This window comes from Chloroherpetonaceae bacterium (assembly GCA_025056565.1).
GTDB lineage: Bacteria > Bacteroidota > Chlorobiia > Chlorobiales > Thermochlorobacteraceae > Thermochlorobacter.
In genome coordinates this window covers 79,817-101,653 of the sequence record JANWWA010000012.1, presented here as the reverse complement: position 1 = coordinate 101,653, position 21,837 = coordinate 79,817, and the positions used below count along the sequence as shown (strand labels likewise).

Here is a 21,837-nt window from a genome sequence, read left to right as displayed (position 1 = left end):
ATACACATCGTGTTGCTGGCGTTAGGGTGTGGGTGCCAGATGACTGGAAAGTCGAGACGCGTAATAATACACTCTCTGCAACCAGCCCAGACGGTGAAGTGTATGTTGGCTACATTATTGCCAGTGCATCTGACTTTGAACACACTTTGGAATCATTGACGAATGACCTCCGCAGTGTGGTGCAAGATGCCAAGTTCGATAAAACGCACGACGATTTTGCAATTGACGGTATGCCTGCTTGGGGGTTTGGTGGCACGGGCACACATGATGGCACGCCTGTTGAAATGCGCCTTGAGCTTATCTACACGCCAAAGAAACGCGTGCTTATTGTTGTTGCCGTTGGCTCGCACAGTGGCCTTGAGCATCATCTTCAAGAAGTCGTTCAGATGCTGCGAGGCATTAAAAAGGCATAGCTCTGTAGCAATAAGCTACAACAAGGCTACAGGGTCGCCGACGTGCAAAGTCTTGCCAATTTCTTGTGCTGCTGCCCGTGTATTGACGCCTAAGCGATAGAAGTGTGTAAAGCGGCTTGGTTCTGCCCAGATTGGTAATTCTTTTTGGCGCCGCTCTGAGAAAATTTGCTGAAAGCGGGCATCGCTTTCACCTGTTAGTGTGTTACGCGTTGGCACAGCGCAGCGTGCGCAAGGTTTCCAACCTTCGTAAATCACTTCCCCAATGCGGAAGCGCACGCCTTCGCCTTCAGAGCCGACTAAACGGTCTTCCCAGAATGCTTCTGCCTCGCCTAGAATCAAGTTTGCTCGAAAGCGCCGAATCAGCTCTTCCACACACAGGTCTGGAAACCACTTCGTCAGATGCGCAAAGGTCGCACGTGCTGCAATCGTTGGTCCAGGGCAGTCTGTATCGTCTGGAAAACCGCCAGCGGAATTTTGCACAAGGCGCACTCGAAAGCCAAAGTAGCTGCTAAAAAAGTCTTCTAAGTGCCCAAGGCTTCCGCACAAGTCAAAGGTGCAAGGCGACTGGTGCGGTGCGGTTAGGGTAACGGTGCAGGCTTGCAGGTCAAACTCTGCGCGCAAGCGATGAATCAGCGGAAAGCGTTTGGCACTCACAAAAAGCCCATTTTCATCTACCAGAGCGAACTTGCGGTCAAATTGCAGTGCACCGCCTTCCACAAGCTTTGCTGATTTAGTCCCAACGCCATCCAGCGACTTAATCGGGTAAATCAAAATGCGTTCTAAGACTGGCATCTTCTCTGCGACGTCTGAGCGAATTGTTGTCTTGCACTGCGTCAGTTCACCAAAAGAAAATCAATCGTGCGGCGTCGGGTATCGGCGGCATGCACTTTGACACGCACCGTCTGACCCAGTTGGTAGCGACGGTGGAAACGCTTGCCAACCAGCGAGTATGTGCGCTCGTCAAACTCGTAATAATCGTCTAGCATAGTCTTAATATGCACCATTCCCTCGACGCCCATATCAATCAAGCGAACATAAATGCCGAAGTCCGTTACGCCTGAAATCACGCCTGTATAGACATTGCCAATGTGGTCAGAGATGTATTCCACTTGTTTGAGCTTAATTGAGTCTCGCTCTGCCTCAGTTGCATTGCGTTCCTGCTCGCTGGCGTGGTCACAAATTGCTGGAATGAGTGCATTAAGCTTTTTAAGTCGCTGCTTAGACAGCCTGCGACGATTTTTGCGCAGCGTTTCATATTCATACAGCAAGCGATGCGTCACAAGGTCAGGATAGCGGCGAATGGGCGAGGTAAAGTGCGTGTAAAAGTCAAATGCCAATCCATAGTGCCCGATGTTATTAGGTGAATAGACGGCTTTTGCCATTGCTCGCAGCGCCAGTTCGGAGACTATTGTTTCTACCGATGTGCCTTTGACATCCATCAGCAATTTGCGCAGGGCTTGTGAAGTGGCAGTTTCGTTGTTGAATGCGTTTTTCTTGATTTCAAGGTTATAGCCTAACCGTTTCACAAAGGCTGCAAGCGCCTTGATTTTTTCAGGATTTGGTGCGTCGTGAACACGGTAAATGCTTGGGTAGCCCAGCTCTTCAGTCTGAAAGTGCTCAGCGATATGCTTTGCTACGGTTCGATTAGCCAGCAGCATAAATTCTTCAATTAAGCGATGACTATCGAGGCGCACTTTGCGAACCACTTCTATCGGTCTGCCCATTGCATCTAACTTGAACTTTACCTCTTCGGTATCGAAATCAATTGAGCCATGCGCAAAGCGCTCTTTGTTCAAAATTTTGCTTAATCGATGCAATGCTTCAATCTGCTCATAAAATTCACCCTCGCCTGCTTCAAGGATAGCCTGCACCTCCTCGTAAGTAAATCGCCTTCGTGAGTGAATCACGGTTTTCTCAATACGGTAATCCATCACCTTACCGTAGCTCGTCATTGTGAAGAGCACTGAGTAAGCCAATCGATCGACATGCGGATTTAGGCTGCAGATATTCTCGGAGAGGTTGGAGGGTAGCATTGGAATGACACGGTCAACAAGATAGACCGAAGTAGAGCGGCGTTGGGCTTCAGCATCCAACTTTGTGCCCTCTCGAACATAATGCGACACATCGGCTATGTGGACGCCTACGAGGTAGTGCCCATCATCCAGTTGTTCAATGGAGAGCGCATCATCGAAGTCTTTGGCATCATATGGGTCAATAGTAAAGACGATTTTATCGCGCAGGTCAAGCCGACCTTCAAGGTCTTCATCGCTAATTTCATCGCTTAGAGCATTGGCTTCGTCAAGTACACTTTTTGGGAAGGTGGCATCAATGCCCAGCGAGCGCGCAATAGAAAGCACTTCTACAGATGAATCACCTGCTCGCCCAAGTATCTCTTTGACCTTGCCAGTGAGCGTGTGGTCGTCTTGGAATTTCAGTTTGCTTAGCACCACCTTATCGCCATCTTCTGCACCTTTGGCGTCTTTGAGTGAGACAAAGACTTCTGGCAGAATGCGGTTGCTATCAGGAATAAATTGGAAGGCTTTGTTGCGCCGTTTCAGCACGCCAACCAGCTCTGTGCGCGTGTGTTCGAGGACCTCAATGATTTTTCCTTCAAAGCGGCGCGAGAATGACTCACGGTCGGCTTTGACTTCCAGTGGCGCTAGCGTAATGCGCACTTTTACACGGTCGCCGTCTAAGACGCTGCGCAGTTCGCTTGCAGGCACAAAAATCTCATCTTCATAGCCTTCCACACTGACCAGTCCATAGCCGCTTGGGTTGGTTTTGAGTGTGCCCTCATAGACCTCTCCTACTTTGTATCGTTGCTTTGGCGGAGGGACAAATGGTGCAACTTTGGTTTTGGCATCTACGGCTAATTCTTGACGGGCACGAATGACATCTGGCAAGGGTGCCACACCTTTTGCAAGGCTGTAGCGGCGCTCTGCATCTTTATCGAGTGCCCCTTCTTCGTGTAGCTTGTGCAACACATACCAGAAGCCGGGCAGGTCTTCATCTGAGAGATACCCTAAGGCGCTTGCAATCTCGCGTGAGCGAAAGGCTTGTTGGTCGTTTTCTGCTAAAAAGGTTAGGATTTCTGCGGCGGTTGTCTTTTCACCTTGACGAATGAGAAAATCCTTCACGCGCACCATATCGTCGGGACGGGGGCGACGTGGTGCACTTTGTGATGTTTTCTTATGGCGACGACGTTTTTTCGGCATAGCTTTTCTCAGGGCTTGAAATCCTCTATACGCAACATTTGCGTGCACCGAGCAAAATCACGGGCATCGTTACTGGCAACAATCAAAATCGCATCTTTGCGATAGCCATCCAGATACTGCCAGAGCAGGGCTACGCCAGATTCATCGAGGGTCGCCGTAGGCTCGTCCAACAAGCAAACAGGGGGGTTAGCGGCAAAGGCTTGCACCAATCGAAGACGCTGTAGCATTCCAGAGGAGTAGGTCTGAACTCGCTTTTGGTATGCAGTGCTTAGCGCAAAGTGTTCGAAGAGCGATTTAATTCGGTTCATATCAGGCATTATGCCTCTGGCACGCAGAGAGAATAGCACATTTTCCAATCCTGTCAGCTCACTGTAAAACTGGAGATACGGCGCCACAAACCCAATGTAACGGATTTGCTCTGTTTTCTCAATTGGCATACCGTTTTGCAAGTAACTCACCGTGCCGCTGGTCGGGGTCGCTACGCCAGCAATCAACTTCATCAAAGTTGACTTTCCGCTTCCGTTTGGTCCCTGAATACCGAGCGTCTCACCAGAACATATTTCAAACGAAAGATGCTCAAAGACGGGGACGCGGTCGTAAGTTTTCTTGAGGTCTCTGGCGGCTATCACCATTCCGAGAAACAAGCGGGAAGATACAGATAAAATTGCCGACTACAAAAAGTCAGCGTGCTCTTCTCAGTTGAGAGGCGCTGCAGCGTATCACACAACATGTGCTCTGCGCCTTCACAATTCCGCTGAATCTTCTATCTTTGCGCTTTATTGAACCAGCACCAATGTCACTCAAAGAAAAACTCGAGAATAAATCCGCTGTCATCGGCGTTGTTGGCTTGGGGTATGTCGGTCTGCCCCTTGCCGTTGAATTTGCTCGCAAAGGCTTTCGCACCATTGGCATCGACTTGGATAAGCGCAAAGTCGGTGCCATCAATTCAGATAAAAACTACATCCAAGACATTAAAGCTGAGGAATTTGCCGAAGCCAGACGAAACGGGCTTAAAGCAACTGATAGTTACACCTGTGTTCGTGAGTGCGATGTGATTTACATCTGCGTGCCCACGCCTTTTACGGCTAACAAAGAGCCTGACATTTCCTACATTCTCTCCGCTTCGGAATCCATCGCTCAGCACCTACGCAAAGAGCAGCTCATTATCCTCAAATCCACTACTTTCCCGAATACCACTGAGGGCTATGTGCTTCCGATTCTGGCGCGTACTGGAATGAAAGTGGGTGAGGACTTCTATTTAGCCTTTTCACCTGAGCGCATTGACCCAGGCAATCCGAAGTGGAATACCAGCAATACACCTATTGTTGTTGGGGGCGTTACGCCTCGTTGCACGGAACTAGCTGCACTGGCAAATAGGCAAATCGTCGCCAGCGTGCATATTGTCTCTTCGCCCCGTGTGGCTGAAATGGAAAAATTGCTCGAGAACATTTTTCGCAGCGTCAACATTGCGCTTGTCAATGAAATGGCGATGCTCTGTGACCGAATGGGCGGCATCAATATCTGGGAGGTGGTTGAAGCTGCTTCCACCAAACCCTTCGGCTTTATGCCGTTCTATCCAGGTCCTGGTATTGGTGGGCACTGCATCCTGATTGACCCCTACTACCTTGCTTGGCAAGCACGTGCCTACGATTTCCAGACCAAGTTTATCACCCTTGCCGCCGAGACCAACGAGAGTATGCCGTTTTATGTGCGCGATATGATTATGAAAGAAGTTGCTCGTATGCCTGTAACCATTGAGCATGCGCACTACCTTTTCTTAGGCGTGGCTTTCAAGAAAAACGTAGATGACATTCGCCACTCTCCTGCTATCAAGGTGATTGAACTTCTTATGCAGGAAGGCGCTCAGCATATTTCCTACTGCGATCCACACGTGCCACATTTCAGAGAACATACAACAAACGGCACAGTGATTGAAATGCACGCCTCGCCTCTCACGAAGGAAACGCTTAATGCAGCGGACATCGTCATTATCACAACAGACCACAGCGCATTTGATTACGAGATGATTGTGCGTGAATCCAAGCGCATTATTGACACGCGCAATGCTACCAAAGCCGTTCTGCACCACCGTGAAAAGATTGTGCTGTTAGGTGATGGAAAGTAGCACCGTGTAGCAATGCAACCTCTGCTACAGAATTTCGTAACAGCGCTGCCCTGCGATGCATAAAAATCGCAAGTTTTGATTACCTTTGCGGCTAAATTTTTTTTGCAGAGCTTATCACTGGGTGTTCAAAATGGTCGTGATGAAATTTGGCGGCACTTCGGTTGAAAATGCCGCTGCGATGCGCAATGTTGTTGAGATTGTTCGGCGCGAGCACCTGCTTTCGCAGCAATCAGGCAAAGCTGCACCACTGGTGGTAACCAGTGCTTGCGCTGGCATTACCAACCAGCTTTTTGCGCTAGGGCAGCTTGCCGCTTCTGGCAAGAAGACCGAGAGCCGTGAAGCACTTAAAGCCATCAAAGCACATCACCAGCAGGTGATTGCGGATTTACTTTCAGGCGACACTGCATTGCTGCAAGCTCAGCTTTCAGAGCTTTTCGAGGAGCTGTCCAGCATCATTAGAGCGCTCACGGTGATTGGTGAGCTTACGCCACGCCTGATGGACAGTATTGCCGCAAACGGCGAACTTTTCTCTTCGCTCATCTTGGCGCAAGCTATGCAGGAAGCAGGCTTGCCTGCGGCTTGGCTGGATGCGCGCGAGGTGCTCATCACCGATGACCATTTTGGAAAAGCACAGCCTCTTGACGATGAGGTGCGTGCTCGCGCACAAACAAAAGTCTTGCCGCTGCTGCAAGCAGGCAAGGTCGTGGTTACACAAGGCTACATTGGTGCAACGCTGGTAGGACAGACTACCACGCTTGGGCGCGGCGGTTCAGACTACTCTGCTTCTATTTTCGGCGCTGCACTTGATGCAGAGAGCATTCAAATCTGGACAGATGTGGATGGCGTGATGACCTGCGACCCGCGACTTGTGCCAAACGCCAAGCGACTTAAAGTCATGACTTTCCGTGAAGCGGCTGAATTAGCCTACTTTGGCGCAAAAGTCTTGCACCCCTCAACCATTCGCCCTGCGGTGCAGAAGAACATTCCAGTTTATGTCTTGAACTCTAAACGCCCACACATAGAGGGCACACTCATCACGCAATCTATCCAATCGTTTGACGGCATGGTGAAATCTATTGCGCATAAAACAGGTCAAGTCATCATTAACTTGACCTCCACTCAGATGCTAGACACTTACGGCTTTCTTTACAAAGTCGCACGTGTGTTTGCCGATGCGCAAACGCCAATTGATATGATTTCTACCAGCGAAGTGTCCATCTCGCTCACGATTGGCGACACCACCAACCTTGAACGGATTATCAAGGAGCTGGAAACTATTGCTGAGGTAGAGGTTGAGCGTGATGTGGCTATTATCTGCGTGGTGGGTGACAATCTACGCGCTGCACCAGGTGTTGCTGGGCGCATTTTCTCAACATTGGCTGAGGCTGGCATTAACATCAAGATGATTTCGCAAGGCGCATCGGAGATTAATATTGGCTTCGTGGTGGCTGAACAAGATGCGCCGGCTGCTGTGCGTGCCTTGCACCGTGAGTTTTTCTCCGAAGTGAAAGAAAACGCTATTTTCGCTTAGCCGCTTAGCATTTTTCTCTGATGAACTACAAGTCAGCAGGAGTGGATATTGACGCTGGCGATGAAGTGGTGCGCCGCATCAAGCCGCTGGCTAAATCAACTTTCACCAAAGGTGTCTTAGGGGAGATTGGTGCGTTTGGTGGCTTCTTTGAGCTGGATCTCTCTAACTTTCGGCGTCCTGTGCTGGTTTCCAGCGTCGATGGCGTCGGCACCAAGCTTAAAGTCGCCGCTGCCTTGCGCAAGTTCGATACCGTCGGTCAGTGCCTTGTCAATCACTGTGTCAATGACATTCTGGTCTGTGGCGCAAAACCTCTCTACTTTCTGGACTACTACGCTACTGGCAAGTTGCACCCTGACGACGCCGTATCGGTTATTTCGGGCATTGCTCAAGCTTGCAAGGAGAATGATTGTGCCCTCATTGGCGGCGAGACGGCCGAAATGCCCGGGTTGTATGCTGAAGGCGATTTTGACCTTGCTGGCACGATTGTCGGTATTGCTGAAAAAGAGCACCTTATCACAGGTGAATCGATTGTTGCTGGTGATGTGCTGATTGCCTTAGCTTCTACAGGCTTGCACACCAACGGCTATTCGCTTGCACGGAAAATCTTTGAGCACCGCTTGCACGAATACGTAGATGCATTAGGCTGCACAATTGGTGAGGCCCTCTTACGCATTCATCGATCGTATTACCCTGTCATTTATCCTCTGCTTTCTCAATACACCATTAAGGGTTTAGCGCACATTACAGGTGGCGGTCTTGTGAGCAACACCATGCGTGTGATTCCAAAGGGTCTGGCTCTTCATATTGATTGGCAGGCTTGGACAATTCCCACCATCTTTCAACTCATTCAGCGAGAAGGGAATGTGCCTGACGATGATATGCGCCGCACCTTTAATTTGGGCGTGGGTCTTGTTCTTATTGCTTCACCCAGCGAAGCTGAGCGTTTGCTTCGACACTTTCAAGCCAGTGGTGAATCAGCTTGGCTTATTGGCGAAGTAATTTGCGCCTAACCCCTGCTCCCTCACTTGAATTAGCCAACTTTCCTTATATTTGCGCACTTGCCTACCCAAAACCATAAATTTGGAACGAGTATGTTTCCTGGAAGCATTGAAGCTCGCATTCTCGAGGCTGTCCGAAAGCTCAAGACGAAGTATCCGCTTGGACGCTACGAAATGGCCTTTCACCTCGATGCCTACAAGGGCGAAGCATTCTACGACCGTGTGCTTGAATCCATTGAAGATGCTGGGGGCTTTCGCGTGCGGTTTATGGACAAAAGCACGATTGATATTCCATTAGCAGCTCTGAAAGAGGTCGACCGTCCTGATTTCTTAGAAAAGTGGGGTGAGACCATATACAAAACGCGTCGCTGATTTTCTGCACATCAAGCTGCTTTGTAGTGTGTTTGGCTCTACTAGCATTTCCGCCCACTTCAAGCAAAGTTTCTTCTTTCTGATTCTTCAGTTCAATCTGTCCCAGTTATTCATGGGTGGTTTTCCACCCTTTTTTAGTTTCTGAGTGTTTGGAAGTTTTAACCTCTCCTGTCTCCTTCCGCTGGCAGCTTAGGTTAGGCGTGCAGAGGTTTACGGCGTAGGTGCCCTTCAAGCGGCTTTAACCCATTTTAGCCACATCTGCATTCAGCTATTTTTTTATCTTTGTGTTTCATTTGAAGGCATAAAACTGACATCAGTATGGCAGTCTACGAATTTCACCTTTCCAGAAAAGCCCGTGATACCTATCAATTCAGCGACACGTTCTTTACCCTGCGCGGCGATGTGCTTTTTGAGAACTATCGCGCTGTGCAAGCTTTCACGGAGCGCATCAATGAGGTACGGCGCGCGGCTGCTCGTCCTGAAAGCGACCTTGTTCGAGCCTCTGACCTGTATGCAATGGGACTGATTCACGAGATTTATCACTTTGTTGTGCGCATCTATGAGCGCGACCGCAACCCGCAAGCCTTCCAGAAATGCGATAATTATCTCAAAATCACGCTTGGCAGCAGTGATCTGCAAAATTTTCTTCTGCGATTTGGTTACGACTTTCCTGCCCAGCGTGTCTATCGCAATGAAGAAAGCGTTGAGCAATACCTACAGGGCTACAGCGCCCAAACTCCAAATCGCAGCATCGTACTTGAAGAAATGATGCTGCTTTACATTGAAAATGAAAACCCTGCCTTTAAGCCCATTCACGAGCTAATTGATGACACAACGCTGCGCGCTGAGACGATTTATAGCAGCGCGATTACGCAAGTCGATAACTTCTTTGAAACTCAGCCACGCTTTGGCCCTGAAAACCAATCTCTCTTCAAGCTGCTTTTTGCGCCGATTGCCGCCTCGCCAAACTCACTTATGGGTCAGCTCACCTACATTTTGACCAAGTGGGAAAGTCTTCTGGCTGGCTCACCTTTTCTGCAGAAACTGCTTTTCGCTATTGATGTCATCAAGGAAGAGGGCAAATATTTCAAGATGCTGGAAGAAGCAGCTGCCGATAAAGCGAAAGTGCCTGCTGATGTTCGTCCAGTGCCATTCTTCGGCTGGGGTGAAAAAGAAACTCCACCCGTCCCAACTTACTCTGCCCAAGAAGAAGCACCTGAGGGATTCAGCCCTGACCTTAATTGGATGCCGCGTCTGGTGCTCATTGCAAAAAACACCTACGTTTGGCTTGACCAGCTCTCGAAGAAATACCAGCGTCCGATTACGCGCCTGGACCAAATTCCTGATGAAGAGCTGGCTACGCTTTCACGGCGCGGGTTTACAGGTCTCTGGCTGATTGGTGTGTGGGAGCGCAGCGTTGCCTCAAAGCGTATCAAGCACCTGAACGGCAATACGGACGCAATTGCCTCAGCCTACTCGATTTACGACTACGAAATTGCTCGCGAGTTAGGCGGCACAGAAGCACTGCTCAACTTGCGTGAGCGTGCACGTCGCTACGGCATTCGCCTTGCTAGCGATATGGTGCCCAATCACACGGGCATTGACTCCCGCTGGGTGATTCAGCACCCCGATTGGTTTATTTCCATTGACTATCCACCGTTCCCGAACTACACCTTCTACGGTCCCGATCTTTCCAGTGATGAACGCGTAGGCATTTTTATTGAAGATGGCTACTGGCGCAAAACCGATGCAGCCGTTGTCTTCGCTCGCTTGGATCGATGGACAGGCGATGTCCGATACATCTATCACGGCAATGATGGCACTAATATGCCGTGGAACGATACCGCCCAGCTTAACTTCCTCAAGTCCGAAGTTCGCGAAGCCGTCATTCAAACGATTTTGCATGTGGCACGGCTCTTTCCGATTATTCGCTTTGATGCAGCAATGGTCTTAGCCAAGCAGCATATTCAGCGCTTGTGGTTTCCTGAACCGGGCAAGGGTGGCGCAATTCCCTCTCGTGCTGCTTTTGCAATGACCAAAGAGCAGTTCGATGCCCTGATGCCTGTGGAATTTTGGCGTGAAGTTGTAGACCGCGTTCAAGCCGAAGTGCCTGACACGCTTCTCTTGGCTGAGGCCTTCTGGCTGCTGGAAGGTTACTTCGTGCGCACTTTGGGTATGCATCGCGTCTATAACAGCGCGTTTATGCATATGTTCAAAAAAGAAGAAAATGACAAGTACCGCACGCTAATCAAAAATACGCTGGAGTACGACGCCCGCATCTTGAAGCGCTACGTCAACTTTATGAGCAATCCAGATGAAGAGACCGCTGTGCAGCAATTTGGCAAAGATGATAAGTACTTCGGCGTCTGTGTGATGATGGTTACGATGCCCGGGCTACCGATGTTTGCGCACGGACAAATTGAAGGTTTCTCGGAGCGATATGGAATGGAATACGCCCGCGCTTACTACAACGAAACGCCTGATGAATATCTCATTGCTCGACACGAGCGTGAGATTTTTCCACTGCTAAAACGCCGTTACCTTTTTGCCGAAGTCGATAACTTTTACCTCTACGACTTTTTTACACCAGAGGGTAAGGTTGATGAAAATGTCTTTGCATTTAGCAATCGTTACGGTGAAGAACGCGCGTTGGTGATTTACCACAATAAGTTTGCCACCACACGTGGCTGGATTCGCACCTCTGTTGCGTTCTTGGAAAATGGTCGCCTCGTGCAGCGCACGCTGGCAGAGGGCTTAGGCATCTCACCCAATCCAAAAGCCTATACGATTTTTCGAGACTTCATTTCAGGCTTGGAGTTCATTCGTGCCAATACAGAGCTGGCCGAAAAAGGAATGTATTTTGAGCTGCATGCTTACAAGTATGCTGTCTTCTTAGACTTCCGTGAAGTGATTCCTACGCGGCTGAAACCCTATGATGAACTTGCGCGCCTGCTTAATGGTCAAGGTGTGCCCTCCATTGAAGATGAAGTCATGCACCTTAGCCTCCGTCCTGTGCATCAAGCGTTTGCCAGCGCAATTGAGCCTGAAGTGCTGCGAGAGCTGATGCAAGGGTGGTTATACGGCAAAATTCATCACCAATCGGTTGCGCTCTTCAAGGAAAAGCTTAATGCGATTTTACTAGCAAAAGATGCGGTTGAAAACCATATCGGGGGTGAGACACGTTTCGTTGAGCAAAGCGCAAAGCGCTACATCGCCCTCATGACGCTGGCACACTTAGAATCTACGCTTGCGGATGAATGGACAACTGTCTTTCGTGAGCTTTTGCCAGCAGACCACCGCCCTGACTCAGCGTGGCGCGCCATGCTCATCTGGCTCTTTGTGCAGCACTTGGACGCCGTGCGGCAGACTGCCGTCGACATTCACCTTAATGTAGTGCAAGATTGGCGGCTGGAAAAATTTATCGTGCAGTCGCTTACCCAGCAGGAACAAGATGAAGCACGTGCGCGCACCGAAGCCGAGCTGATTCGCCTGCTGGTCGAACGCGAGCGCTATACAGGCGAGACGCGTGACCTACGGCTGACGCTCAAGGGTTTGATAGAGAGTCGCACCGCTGACCATTTTCTTGGCGTGAATGAATTTCAGGGCGTAGAGTATTTCAACCGTGAGCGATTTCTGGTGCTAGCTAATGCATTTTACCTCGTTTCTGCTGTGGAAGACTTGGCAGAAGCAGACATCCAGCTCACGCCTGCCCTGCGTGAAAAATTTGGCGCGCGTTACGGCGTGCTGCAGCAGCTTGCCATAGATGCCGAACAGTGTGGCTACCGCTTGCGAGAATTTCTGAAAACCCTCTCGATTGAAATTCTTGAAAGCGTTGAGGCACCTATTGCCGAGACAGAATCACCTACACCGACGCCTGCACAAACCGCTCGCACACGAAAGAAAGTCGCTGCGTCGGCTGCTGCCCCAAGCTCATCTAAACGCACGCGTGCCAAGAAGGTCTCTGCCGCCGAAGAAAGCCCCATCACTTCAGAGCTGAGCGCAACTCTCTCAGAGACGAAGGGAAAGAAGCGCTCCACTCGTGCTTCACGCCCAGCCTCTGCTCCGCAAGAAGCCGCTGGCGATGGGGTAGCAAGGTCCATGCCTTCTACCGTTGCACCCGCGCCCGAACAACCTGCTGCGCCCACAGTTGTGAAAAGCAAGTCTGCAGCTGAAAAACTTGCTGAAAAGGCAGAAGCTGACCAAGCCGCCTTGCTTTCACGTACAGTGGTTCAAACAGCGCCTTCACTAGCTCAGCCAATTGTAAGTCGCAGTCGCAAAGTCAGTTCAGCCAAAGCTCAGTCGCCTACTGTGCCAAGTTCTGCCAAGCCGAGCGTCAGTGAGCGTGCGGCAACAGTTGCAAAGAAGGCTGTCTCTACTTCCGACAGCACGAAAGCCGCTTCCGCAAAGTCTGCAAAAGCTTCACCTGCAAAGGCTTCAGCCACAAAAGCTACTGAGGCTATCAAAGCTGCTCCCAAGAAAGCCTCTCGTGCTCCATCAGCAAAAACGGCTTCACCGAAAGCCACTTCTGCAAAGTCCACATCGTCAAAATCGGCTTCGTCAACTTCAACCTCGAAGACCACTCGTGGCAAAAGCAGCAAGAAAGGCAAGTAGTGCATTGGCTCAACCAGCGCTGCGTGAGCTGTATCCACCGATTGAGCCGTATCGCACGGGATTTTTGAAAGTCTCGGACCTGCACACGATTTACTACGAAGAGGTGGGCAATCCGAAAGGCAAGCCTGTGGTGTTTTTGCATGGTGGGCCAGGTGGTGGCATTGAACCGCAACATCGTCAGTATTTCAATCCAAAGAAATGGCGTGTAGTGCTCTTCGACCAACGTGGTTGCGGGCGCAGCACGCCCTTTGCTGAACTCCGTGAAAACACAACTTGGGACTTGGTCTCAGATATTGAGCGATTGCGTGAGCATTTAGGTATTGAGCGATGGGTTGTATTTGGGGGCAGTTGGGGCAGCACATTAGCCTTAGCGTATTCGGAATCGCATCCTTCTCGCTGCACAGGACTGATTCTGCGTGGCATTTTTCTTTTGCGTGAAAAAGAAATTCGCTGGTTTTACCAAGAAGGTGCGAACTGGTTTTTCCCCGATGCGTGGCAAGACTACCTCGCCCCGATTCCGCCCAAAGAGCGGCACGATATGGTGGCTGCTTACTACAAGCGTCTAACCAGCCCTAATGCGCGCGTGCGCCTTGCTGCTGCCAAAGCTTGGAGTCTGTGGGAAGGCAAACTGAGCAAGCTGCAAACGAACCCAGAGCAAGTCGCTCGTTTTTCTGAAGACCAGTTTGCGCTTGCTTTTGCTCGAATTGAATGCCACTATTTCGTCCACAAAGGCTTTTTTAAGCGTGATGATGAACTTTTGCGCCGTGCAACCCGCATCAAGCACTTGCCTGTTGTGATTGTGCAAGGCCGCTATGATGTGATTTGCCCACCTATTTCAGCGTGGGAACTGCACCAAGCACTCCCAAAGTCTGAGCTGATTTTTGTGCCGGCCGCAGGTCATGCAGCCAGCGAGCCCGGTATTCGCAGTGAGCTTGTGAAAGCTACTGACCGCTTTCTGCATTTGCCTATGGACTAACCCCCTTCGCTACTTGCTTTGCTCTCACACTGCTAAAAGTCGGTAAGGCTAGGCGCTTTATTTAAGAAGCAGCACTGCTGGTTTGCTTTCATTGTGCAAACGGTCAAAGGCAGTTACTGCATAGACACCGCTCTTTTGAGCCGTGCTATGCCAGACCGTATCACGAAGGAGAGCCACAATGCGGCGCGGGTCACTGAGCTTTACTTTTTCCTTTTCGCTGAAGCGATAGACTGCAAAGTATGTGGCTGTATCGCCATCGCGTGCAGGCTTTGGTTTTTCCCACGAGAGCATAAAGGTCGTGTCGGCTTTCGTTACCACCAGATTTCTTGGCGGATTGGGCGGCACGGCATCTTTCCAGCGCATGGGTGGCACACAAGCAGGCGTCGCATAGAAACTACGCTTTAAGGTATCGGCAATACCTAATGGATTTCTGAGCAGCGATTTTGCACTGAAATAAATGCTACCCTTTACGATGGGATTTTTCCGATTTAGCCGCAGCTGATTCGGCATTTCAGAGGGATTTTTCCAGAGCGAATCGCGTCCGATGCGGTATGCACCTTGCCCAATGTAGAGATGCCGGCCAAAGCAGTTTTGGCTCCACCACTTCAGCACTACGTCATAGCGTACTTTCTTGAAACCGATTGCGAAGTAGAGTTGTGGCGCTACATAATCAATCCAGCCCTTCTGCAGCCACTTGCGCACATCAGCGTAGAGATAGTCGTACGTTGGTTGTCCCGCTTCTGTGTCAGAGCCTTTCTTGTCATCTTTGCGATTGCGCCAAACCGCAAAGGGACTGATGCCAAATTTGACCTTTGGTTTGATGGCTTTTAGTTTCAGATGCACTGCTTCAATGAGCAAATCCACATTATGCCGCCGCCAGTTGTCAATTGAAGCAAAGCCATTAGAGTAGGTGCGGAAAGTTGCCGTATCGGCTTGGAAAGGCTGGTCCGGAATGTGATAGGGGTAGAAGTAATCATCGAAATGCACAGCGTCAATGTCGTAGCGCAGGGCAAGGTCGGCGACAATCCCTACGATATACTCGCGCACTTCGGGCAGCCCGGGATTGAAGTATGTCTTTTTGCCGTATTGGAAAAACCACTCTGGCTTTCGGCGCGTGATGTGGTCAGGCGCAATGCTTGATGAATCAATGTCGAAGACAGCACGGTAGGGATTGAGCCAAGCGTGAAACTCCAGATTGCGTTTGTGCGCTGCCTCAATCATAAATGCCAAAGGGTCGTAGTAAGGCTCAGGTGCTTTGCCTTGCACGCCTGTCAGCCACTCCGACCAAGGCTCTTTTTCGCTCGGATAGAATGCATCAGCGGCAGGGCGTACTTGCACAATCACTGCGTTCATTCCAAGCGCTTTCAGCGAGTCCAACATGGCTTGAAATTCTGCTCGCTGCGAGTCTGCTGGTAGCCCTTTCTTCGATGGAAAATCAATGTTGTCGACTGTCGCAATCCATGCTGCGCGCAGCTCACACTTGGGCGGCTCAGACTGACCCAATCCCAGCGATGCCGCTGCCAGCGACAAACCAGCCAACCAGATTTTCATCATACTGAGATGCAATTTTCCTTGTTATTTTTTGTCGGATTTTTTCAATCTTGCCAGTATGAAGAAAGCAACACCATTTGGACAATCATCGGAGTCTTGCGACTCAGGTTCAACGGTGCAAAGTAAGATGCGTTCCCGTAAATCCACATCAGCGAAAAGTGATGCGGAAAAAGTTCGCCGTGATGTAGTGCGAGAATACGGCGACGCTTACTATGCTTTTGGACTCAATAAGATGATGGGGCATATTATTGGCCTGTTGCTTACTGCACCTGAGCCTGTTTCACTGGCAGACATCTGCAAGCAGCTTGGGCGCAGCAAAGGACCGATTAGCCAGATTATGCGCCGACTCGTGGAGCGCAACCTTGTGCGCAAAGTCTGGACGCCTCGTTCTCGACAAGACTACTATGAGCTGCAGCCCAATGTCTTTGAAAACGCATTTCGTAACCACTACGAGATGATTCAAAACAACATTCGCATTGCTAAATTTCTGCGTGCTGAAGCACATCACGTCAAAGACCCTGAACTGGATCGATTGCGTCAGCGCCTTGCTGAAATGGAAGAATTCTTTACACTGATGTCGAAGCATCATCAAGCCTTTTTGAACGAATGGGCAAAGGTGCAAGCTCAACATATTCTTGGCGACAGTCTTCTTTTGCCGAATCCACGCGTAGGAAATGGCACAGCGGAACTTACTGACACTTCTCTTGCCAGTGACAAAGCCCCAGCTCGCAAGCGAAAAAAATCTTCGTAGTAATTTTTTTTCTCCATAGCGTTTTCTATTTTCCAAACGCACAAAACACGGTCGCAAGACATCACAACCGTTTTTCCGATTAACTATGAGGCGACTGGAGCAGAAAGTTGCCGTGATTACAGGCGGCGCACAGGGCATCGGCAAAGCTACAGCCGAAAAATTTGCCTGCGAAGGCGCCACAGTTGTTCTCTGGGATATTAACCCTGAAAAAGGTCAGGCTACTCTTTCTGACCTTGCTGCTCGAAGTCTTTCCGCCACCTTTCTGGAGGTTAATGTCGCTTACTTTCCCTCTGTGGAAACGGCAGCCAAACGCACCGTTGAGCAATTCGGACGCATTGATATTCTCATTAACAATGCAGGCATCACGCGCGATGCGACGCTGCTCAAGATGACATCTGAGCAATGGCAACAGGTGATTGATGTCAATCTCACGGGTGTCTTTAACTGTGTCAAAGCCGTTGCTCCATTCATGGTTGAAAAAGGTTATGGGCGCATCATCAATGCGACTTCGGTTGTCGGGCTATATGGGAATTTTGGACAGACAAACTATGTCGCCAGCAAAGCTGGCGTGATTGGAATGACGAAAGTCTGGGCGCGCGAGCTTGGAAAAAAAGGCATTACGGTTAATGCGGTTGCGCCCGGCTTTATTGAAACGGAGATGATTCAAACTGTGCCTGAAAAGGTGCTCAGCAGCGTCAAGGAACGCACACCACTCGGTCGATTAGGCAAACCTGAAGACATTGCTAACGCCTACCTGTTCCTTGCCTCTGATGAAGCTGCGTTCATCACAGGCACGGTTCTCAGTGTCGATGGGGGATATATCTCATAACACCTGCTCGCTGCGCACGTAGCAGGGCAAAACTTAGCCAGTTACTATGACAAATGCGGTTATTGCTTCTTCGGGCTTCTATGCGCCAGAACGCGTCTTGCCTAATTCCTACTTCAATGAACTGCTTGGCGAAGATGTCGACACTTGGCTGGTTCAGAACCTCACGATTCGGGAGCGACATTGGTGCTCAGCAAATGAATCTACCGCTGACCTTTGTGAACATGCTGCCAAGCAAGCCTTAGCACGTGCCTCGCTTCCTGCTGAAGACCTTGATTTAATCATCATTGCAACGGATACACCTGAGTATATCTCCCCCTCAACGGCGTCGGTTGTCCAATACCGCTTGGGTGCTAAACATGCTGGCACTTTCGATGTCAATACCGCCTGTGCAGGCTTTGTTACCGCGCTGGACATCGCGGCTAAATACATTCGCGCTGATGAGCACTATGAGAACGTTCTTGTTATTGGCGCATATGCGATGAGCAAGTATTTGGACTTGCATGACAAGAAAACAGTTACACTTTTTGCTGATGGGGCGGGCGCAGTGCTGCTCCAAGCCGAGAAAAATTCTTCACGAGGCTTTCTTGCCAGCGAGCTTCTCACCGAAGGGCAGTATCACGACTGGATGGGCATCTATGCAGGTGGTACGCATCAACCTATCACGGAACGCGCCCTATCTCAAAAAGACCACCTTTTGAAGTTTGTGCGCAAGTTTCCGAAAGAACTCAATGCGGACATGTGGACAAGAATGGCGCGCTCACTTTGTGCGCGGCTTGGTATTGAGCCAAACGACGTGGCACAGTATTTCTTTACGCAAATCAACATCAATAGCATCTGGCAAACACTGGACAATCTCGGCGTGCCGCGCCATAAGGCACACACCATTATGGATCGATACGGCTACACTGGCTCAGCTTGCATTCCGATGGCATTCCACGATGCAATTGAGCAAGGCAAGGTGCATCGTGGCGACCTTGTTTTCTTCATCGGCTCTGGTGGTGGTTTAGCTTTTGCAAGTGCTGCTTTTCGCTACTAAGGCTTTTCAAACCTTAACAGACCCAGCTATGATGACGCAGGCCACCGCAGCAACGATGACTGAACAGAAAGTAACGCTTTATGCATGGTATGCGCTTTTCTTGCTCTTCGTGGTGTATGTCTTGAACTTTGCCGACCGAATCTTGCTGGTAAGCCTTTTTGCTTCGGTTAAAAAGGAGTTTTCACTCTCCAACTTTGAGACTGCACTTTTAGGCACCACCGCGTTTGTGCTCTTCTACACTGCCTTAGGCTTGCCCTTTGGAAAACTTGCCGATAGTCTCTCTCGCACCAAACTCATTGCTGCTGGGCTTGCCGTGTGGAGTTTCTTTTCAGGGGTTTCAGGCTTTGCGCAAAACTTCTGGCAACTTTTTCTCTGTCGCGTGATGGTCGGAGTCGGTGAGGCCACCTTAGGCCCTGCCGCGCTTTCGCTGCTCAGTGATTACTTCCCACCCAAAATGCGTGCTACAGTGCAAGCAATTTATTCATCTGCGATTGCGGGAGGCACTGCGCTATCTTTCTTCGCAGGCACTGCAATTGACGCAGCACTTGGCTGGCGTTGGGCATTCTACATCATCGGCTTTGCGGGCTTGCCGATTGCGCTGCTTGTGCTGCTTCTCCGTGAGCCCCCGCGTGGCGTAACCGAAACTCTTGGCACCCCTACCCGCAGCGACTGGCGAGCCGTCTTCAAACTTCCCACGCTTTGGCTTCATCACATCGGCTATGCTTGCCTTGCAATTGCTGCCAACAGTCTTACGATTTGGCTACCGACTTACTTCGTCGCCGCCTTTGGCATGGCAAAGACCGATGTTGGGTTTATGGTTGCCATGTTTGTCATCATTGGTGGCTTAGGCGGCACTATTTTAGGCGGCGCAGCTGCCGACGCTTTGCGCCGGCGTCAGCGTGGCGGCCGATTGCTTTTGATGTCAGGCGTGGCCTTGGTATCGGTTGTGCTTTGGCTGCTTTTTCTTTTCACGGAGCAACTCTCGTTTGCGCAAGTGCTTTACTTTGCTCTGATGAGCACTTCACTGGCATGGCTGGGCCCAGCAGCTGCCGACGTGCACGAAATTGTCGGCGTTTCGCTGCGTGGCATTGGCGTAGCAGTTTATTTCTTCGTGGTGAATATCATTGGCTACGGAATCGCACCACCTATTGTTGGGGCAATCAGCGACGCGCTTATTTCACACGGCACAGCTCGTGCACTCCAATTTGCCTTGCTGCTTTGCCCGCTTTCACTTGCGATTTCTGCTGCTGCACTTTGGCTGGCTTCTCAGAGACTTAATGCACAAACTGCTCTTGAACGATGATTCAACTGAACTGGCTGGAAAAACTTTGTCTCTATGCGCCTGACAAAATTGCGCTGAAAGAATATGAAACAGGCCGCACACTTACTTTTCGGCAGCTTGACCATCTTTCGAACCGATTGGCTCGGCTTTTCCTGCGTGAGTTTGGCTTAGAGCGTGGAGACCGCATTGCGCTTTACGCAGAAAATTCGCTCGAGCACTTTGTGCTCTTTTTCGTTGCACAGAAGACGGGTCTAATTTTCGTGCCGCTCAACTTTCGCTTGGCTGCCCGTGAAATTGACGGCGTGCTGCGAGACTGCACGCCAAAGTTTATCGCTGTTGAGGAAAAGTATCACTCTATCGCTGAGCAATCTCAATCTTTTCAAGCAATTCCGCACCGCTGGTCGTTTGCAGAACTTCAAGCCTTCTGTTACCCATTTCGCGATGAAGTCGAGCGATTTTCAGCTCACGCCCACCTTGACGAAAACGACCCAATTTTTATTCTCTACACCAGCGGCACGACTGGTCTTCCTAAGGGGGTGCTCTACACACATAAAATGCTTTTCTGGAATAGCATCAATACCACTATACGGCTTGACCTTACTTCTAACGACCGCACGGTGTGCTGTCTACCACTTTTTCACACAGGTGGCCTTAATGCGCTCTCGACCCCATTTCTTCACCGAGCTGCTTACAGTTGCTTGATGAAGAAGTTTGAGGCTGATGCTGTGCTTCAAGCACTATCCGAAGAGCGTGCCACAATTTTTTTGGCTGTGCCTACCATTCTCAAAATGCTTGCTGCCTCACCGCTCTTTCACACTGCCGATTTAAGCGCCATGCGCTTTTTTATCGTGGGTGGCGAAGCGCTTCCGATTTCAGTCATTGAGCTTTGGCAGCGCCGTGGCATTCCCATTCGTCAAGGCTTTGGCATGACAGAGGTCGGACCCAACCTTTTTTCGCTGCATCAAGATGATAGCGTGCGCAAAATTGGCTCAATTGGCGTGCCTAATTTTTATGTGAAAGTTCGCTTGGTCGATGACGAGGGGAATGATGTGCCACAAGGCAGTGTCGGCGAACTCATCTTTAGTGGCGATGTGGTTACGCCTGGCTACTGGCGTAATCCAGCGGAGACGGCTAAGGCTCTCAAAGATGGATGGCTTTATTCAGGCGATTTGGCACGACAAGATGAAGAAGGCTTTTTCTATGTCGTTGACCGCAAGAAGAATATGTATATCTCTGGCGGCGAAAATGTCTACCCTGCCGAAGTAGAGCGGCTTTTGCACTCACATCCGTGCGTCGCAGAAGCAGCCGTGATTGGCGTGCCTGATGAAAAGTGGGGTGAGGTTGGGAAAGCCTTTGTTGTCCTCAAGCCAAATGCCTCGCTCACGGAAGCAGAACTTCTTGAGTTTTGCAAGGCGAACTTGGCAAAATACAAAGTGCCAAAGTATGTGGTCTTTCTTAGCAGTCTGCCTAAAAATGACATCGGCAAAATTAATCGCAAGGCCCTTTTAAGCCTTTGAGTTCTCTTACGGCAACTTTTGCCGCAATTTCAACAAACTTAAACGAATGGAGGTTGATATGTTTCGTCGTTCCACTTCTTATCTGCTGGTTGCCCTACTGCTGGTTGCTGCCTGCCGAGGCACCACCACTTCGAGCGACGACAGTGCCAGTCAAGACCCAATTATTGGCACATGGGTCTCAGAAGGCACGAATGTAGCCCCGATTCTCTTTAACCCGCCTCTGCGTATTCGCCGCATTCAAGCGACTTTCAACCGCGATGGCTCTTACACGGTCGTGCAGCGTGATTCAGCTGGTGTGGAACTGACTTTGCGCGGCACCTATGTTACCACGCCGGGCGGTGCCACTGGTGCAAATGCCAATATTCGCAACATCACGGCAAACCAAACCTCACCGACTGCGCTCACGGCTCAGGGCATCTATGAAGTCTCTGGTAATCGAATGCGCTATGAGGTTGCGCAAGTTCAACCACCTCTGCAAGGCGTTACACCGCCGACTGCTACTGCAGGCTTCGGTAGCACCTCTGGTGGAGCATTTGGTCAAGCCAACGTGCAAGTCTATATCCGTCAGTGATGCTTGCGAAAGTTTCCCTCTGAGAGAGGCTGGTGAAGGAGAGCAGAGTTGGCTGCTTC

Annotated in this window: 17 protein-coding genes; 13 read left to right on the top strand and 4 right to left on the bottom strand. The window is 50.3% G+C overall.

The window, feature by feature from the left end; translation table 11 throughout:
* On the top strand, positions 1-413 hold a 413-nt coding region (locus NZM05_09980), incomplete at its 5' end, for a hypothetical protein (GenBank protein ID MCS7013941.1).
* A 15-nt stretch (positions 414-428) separates the two neighbouring features.
* Here NZM05_09980 and NZM05_09975 read toward each other — a convergent pair.
* Genes NZM05_09975 through NZM05_09965 form a run of 3 tightly spaced genes read right to left on the bottom strand, consistent with a single transcriptional unit; the run spans position 429 to position 4,260 of the window.
* The gene (locus tag NZM05_09975) at positions 429-1,205 is read right to left on the bottom strand and encodes an MOSC N-terminal beta barrel domain-containing protein (GenBank protein ID MCS7013940.1); all 777 of its coding nucleotides are present in this window, start codon (positions 1,203-1,205) and stop codon (positions 429-431) included.
* Between the two features lie 41 nt (positions 1,206-1,246).
* The gene (gene rnr, locus NZM05_09970; protein ID MCS7013939.1) at positions 1,247-3,628 is read right to left on the bottom strand and encodes a ribonuclease R; all 2,382 of its coding nucleotides are present in this window, start codon (positions 3,626-3,628) and stop codon (positions 1,247-1,249) included.
* An 8-nt stretch (positions 3,629-3,636) separates the two neighbouring features.
* A complete protein-coding gene (locus tag NZM05_09965; GenBank protein MCS7013938.1) occupies positions 3,637-4,260 on the bottom strand; it encodes an ABC transporter ATP-binding protein in 624 nt (207 codons plus the stop codon).
* Positions 4,261-4,421: 161 nt separating this feature from the next.
* Between NZM05_09965 and NZM05_09960 the strand changes: the two genes are divergently transcribed.
* From NZM05_09960 to pip, 6 genes are all read left to right on the top strand, one after another.
* Positions 4,422-5,753, top strand: a complete 1,332-nt coding sequence (locus NZM05_09960) for a nucleotide sugar dehydrogenase (GenBank protein MCS7013937.1) — start codon at positions 4,422-4,424, stop codon at positions 5,751-5,753.
* A gap of 130 nt (positions 5,754-5,883) precedes the next feature.
* Positions 5,884-7,284, top strand: coding sequence for a lysine-sensitive aspartokinase 3 (gene lysC / locus NZM05_09955; protein MCS7013936.1), 1,401 nt, complete (start codon positions 5,884-5,886; stop codon positions 7,282-7,284).
* A gap of 20 nt (positions 7,285-7,304) precedes the next feature.
* Positions 7,305-8,294: a phosphoribosylformylglycinamidine cyclo-ligase gene (gene purM / locus NZM05_09950; protein ID MCS7013935.1), complete on the top strand. Its 990-nt coding sequence runs from the start codon at positions 7,305-7,307 to the stop codon at positions 8,292-8,294.
* 81 nt (positions 8,295-8,375) lie between these two features.
* A complete protein-coding gene (locus NZM05_09945; protein ID MCS7013934.1) occupies positions 8,376-8,654 on the top strand; it encodes a hypothetical protein in 279 nt (92 codons plus the stop codon).
* Between the two features lie 318 nt (positions 8,655-8,972).
* On the top strand, positions 8,973-13,265 hold the full coding sequence (locus NZM05_09940) for an alpha-amylase family glycosyl hydrolase (protein MCS7013933.1): 4,293 nt from the start codon (positions 8,973-8,975) through the stop codon (positions 13,263-13,265).
* Between the two features lie 4 nt (positions 13,266-13,269).
* Positions 13,270-14,241 (top strand): prolyl aminopeptidase, encoded by a 972-nt coding sequence (pip, locus tag NZM05_09935; GenBank protein MCS7013932.1) that lies wholly within the window; start codon positions 13,270-13,272, stop codon positions 14,239-14,241.
* Positions 14,242-14,298: 57 nt separating this feature from the next.
* On the opposite strand, the gene NZM05_09930 is transcribed toward pip, so the two are convergent.
* Complete coding sequence (locus NZM05_09930; protein MCS7013931.1) at positions 14,299-15,795, bottom strand: family 10 glycosylhydrolase; 1,497 nt, start codon at positions 15,793-15,795, stop codon at positions 14,299-14,301.
* Between the two features lie 55 nt (positions 15,796-15,850).
* On the opposite strand from NZM05_09930, the gene NZM05_09925 reads away from it, so the two are divergent.
* From NZM05_09925 to NZM05_09900, 6 genes are all read left to right on the top strand, one after another.
* A complete protein-coding gene (locus NZM05_09925) occupies positions 15,851-16,543 on the top strand; it encodes a MarR family transcriptional regulator (GenBank protein ID MCS7013930.1) in 693 nt (230 codons plus the stop codon).
* Between the two features lie 85 nt (positions 16,544-16,628).
* The gene (gene fabG, locus NZM05_09920; protein MCS7013929.1) at positions 16,629-17,372 is read left to right on the top strand and encodes a 3-oxoacyl-ACP reductase FabG; all 744 of its coding nucleotides are present in this window, start codon (positions 16,629-16,631) and stop codon (positions 17,370-17,372) included.
* A 46-nt stretch (positions 17,373-17,418) separates the two neighbouring features.
* Entirely contained in the window at positions 17,419-18,408 is a 990-nt protein-coding gene (locus NZM05_09915; GenBank protein MCS7013928.1) for a ketoacyl-ACP synthase III, read from the top strand.
* 28 nt (positions 18,409-18,436) lie between these two features.
* The gene (locus tag NZM05_09910; GenBank protein ID MCS7013927.1) at positions 18,437-19,711 is read left to right on the top strand and encodes an MFS transporter; all 1,275 of its coding nucleotides are present in this window, start codon (positions 18,437-18,439) and stop codon (positions 19,709-19,711) included.
* A complete protein-coding gene (locus NZM05_09905) occupies positions 19,708-21,207 on the top strand; it encodes a long-chain fatty acid--CoA ligase (protein MCS7013926.1) in 1,500 nt (499 codons plus the stop codon). Before NZM05_09910 ends, NZM05_09905 begins: the two co-directional genes overlap by 4 nt.
* 46 nt (positions 21,208-21,253) lie before the next feature.
* Entirely contained in the window at positions 21,254-21,778 is a 525-nt protein-coding gene (locus NZM05_09900; GenBank protein ID MCS7013925.1) for a hypothetical protein, read from the top strand.
* Positions 21,779-21,837 lie beyond the last annotated feature (59 nt).

Coding starts and splice junctions, on each gene's coding strand:
- NZM05_09975 (MCS7013940.1), bottom strand. CDS start 1,205: ATGCCAGTCTTAGAACGCATTTTGATTTACCCGATTAAGTCGCTGGAT.
- rnr (MCS7013939.1), bottom strand. CDS start 3,628: ATGCCGAAAAAACGTCGTCGCCATAAGAAAACATCACAAAGTGCACCA.
- NZM05_09965 (MCS7013938.1), bottom strand. CDS start 4,260: ATGGTGATAGCCGCCAGAGACCTCAAGAAAACTTACGACCGCGTCCCC.
- NZM05_09960 (MCS7013937.1), top strand. CDS start 4,422: ATGTCACTCAAAGAAAAACTCGAGAATAAATCCGCTGTCATCGGCGTT.
- lysC (MCS7013936.1), top strand. CDS start 5,884: ATGGTCGTGATGAAATTTGGCGGCACTTCGGTTGAAAATGCCGCTGCG.
- purM (MCS7013935.1), top strand. CDS start 7,305: ATGAACTACAAGTCAGCAGGAGTGGATATTGACGCTGGCGATGAAGTG.
- NZM05_09945 (MCS7013934.1), top strand. CDS start 8,376: ATGTTTCCTGGAAGCATTGAAGCTCGCATTCTCGAGGCTGTCCGAAAG.
- NZM05_09940 (MCS7013933.1), top strand. CDS start 8,973: ATGGCAGTCTACGAATTTCACCTTTCCAGAAAAGCCCGTGATACCTAT.
- NZM05_09930 (MCS7013931.1), bottom strand. CDS start 15,795: ATGATGAAAATCTGGTTGGCTGGTTTGTCGCTGGCAGCGGCATCGCTG.
- NZM05_09925 (MCS7013930.1), top strand. CDS start 15,851: ATGAAGAAAGCAACACCATTTGGACAATCATCGGAGTCTTGCGACTCA.
- fabG (MCS7013929.1), top strand. CDS start 16,629: ATGAGGCGACTGGAGCAGAAAGTTGCCGTGATTACAGGCGGCGCACAG.
- NZM05_09915 (MCS7013928.1), top strand. CDS start 17,419: ATGACAAATGCGGTTATTGCTTCTTCGGGCTTCTATGCGCCAGAACGC.
- NZM05_09910 (MCS7013927.1), top strand. CDS start 18,437: ATGATGACGCAGGCCACCGCAGCAACGATGACTGAACAGAAAGTAACG.
- NZM05_09905 (MCS7013926.1), top strand. CDS start 19,708: ATGATTCAACTGAACTGGCTGGAAAAACTTTGTCTCTATGCGCCTGAC.
- NZM05_09900 (MCS7013925.1), top strand. CDS start 21,254: ATGGAGGTTGATATGTTTCGTCGTTCCACTTCTTATCTGCTGGTTGCC.